General features: G+C 72.1%; 1 protein-coding gene and 1 pseudogene. Both read left to right on the top strand.

Annotated elements, in window-relative coordinates:
- Nucleotides 1-579, top strand: a pseudogene (locus tag DQW85_RS06700) (hypothetical protein); the annotation flags it as partial.
- Nucleotides 576-998: a roadblock/LC7 domain-containing protein gene (locus DQW85_RS06695; protein WP_113699519.1), complete on the top strand. Its 423-nt coding sequence runs from the start codon at nt 576-578 to the stop codon at nt 996-998. The pseudogene DQW85_RS06700 and the gene DQW85_RS06695, both read left to right, overlap by 4 nt.
- Nucleotides 999-1,217 lie beyond the last annotated feature (219 nt).

Raw genomic sequence — 1,217 nt, 5'->3', positions numbered from 1 at the left:
CCCGCCGACGGCCGGCCGCCCGGCTGGGGCCGCGACGACCAGCCGCCCGCCTGGGGTGCCGGAAGCCGCGACGACCAGCCGTCAACCTGGGGCACCGTCGACCGCGCGGACGCCGACCACTCCCGGCGGCCCAGGTACGACTTCCCCGAGACGGAGTCGGCGGCCACCGGCCCCATCCCGGTCGTCAGGCCGGCCTCCGCCGGCGACGAGTTCCTGCCGATCTTCGCCTCTGTGGAGTCCGCCTGGTTCGAGCAGAGCGAGTCGGGAGCCAGCTGGGGATCCGCCGGGGCCGACGCTGGGTGGAGCGCGGCGGAGGCGGTGGTGGAGCCGGTGCGGGACGGCGCGACGGCGTCGGGACTGCCGAAGCGGGTGCCGAAGGCCAACCTGGTGCCCGGATCGGCGGACACGGTCTCGGCGCCCAAGGGCGTCGCGCCGATGGCCTCGCTCTCGCCCGACCGGGTGCGCAGCCGCCTGTCGAGTTTCCAGCAGGGCTTCCGGGCCGCACGCGATGACATCAGCGGGGGCAGGACGTACTCTTCAGGCCCCAGGCCCGTTGAAAGCAGTGAGGAGGGCGCATGAACGACCTGAGCCATGCTGCGCGCGGGGTCGATTGGTTGATCACTGATTTCGTGAGCACGGTTCCGGGTGTGGCGCATGCGGTGGTGGTTTCGTCCGATGGCCTGCCGTTGGCGGCGTCGGCGGGGTTTCCGGCGGATCGGGCTGATCAGCTGGCCGCGATCGCGTCGGGGCTGGTGAGCCTGACGCAGGGTGCCGCCCGGGTGTTCGAGGGTGGTGCGGTCAATCAGACGATCGTGGAGATGCAGCACGGACTGATGCTGATCATGTCGATCAGTGACGGCTCGTGCCTGGCGGTGCTGGCGGCGCCTGACTGTGACATGGGTCTGGTGGCGTACCAGATGACGCTGATGGGAGACCGTGCGGGTCAGGTGCTCACTCCGGCGGTGCGCGCGGAGCTCCGCGCGAGCCAGTCCAGGTGATGCAGGTGTCCGACCCGAGATGGAACAGCGGCGGCTGGGAACCCCCTTTCCAGCCACAGCCCGGCCATTACCCGTCCCAGCCCGGGCCCGGCCACTACCCGCCGCCCGGTGGCGGTCACTTCGCGCCCCCGCCCACCCACTCCGACCCCGCCTCGCCGGTGCGTCCGTATGCGGTGACGGGTGGGCGGACGGCGCCGCGGTTGAGGTTGGCGATGGAGG

Source organism: Nonomuraea lactucae, assembly GCF_003313395.1.
GTDB lineage: Bacteria > Actinomycetota > Actinomycetes > Streptosporangiales > Streptosporangiaceae > Nonomuraea > Nonomuraea lactucae.
Note: the sequence above shows the minus strand (reverse complement) of the source record. Positions and strands in the feature narration are given on the sequence as shown.

Bases quoted from the DNA above. Each gene is read 5' to 3' on its own strand.
- DQW85_RS06695 (WP_113699519.1), top strand. From the start codon at position 576: ATGAACGACCTGAGCCATGCTGCGCGCGGGGTCGATTGGTTGATCACT.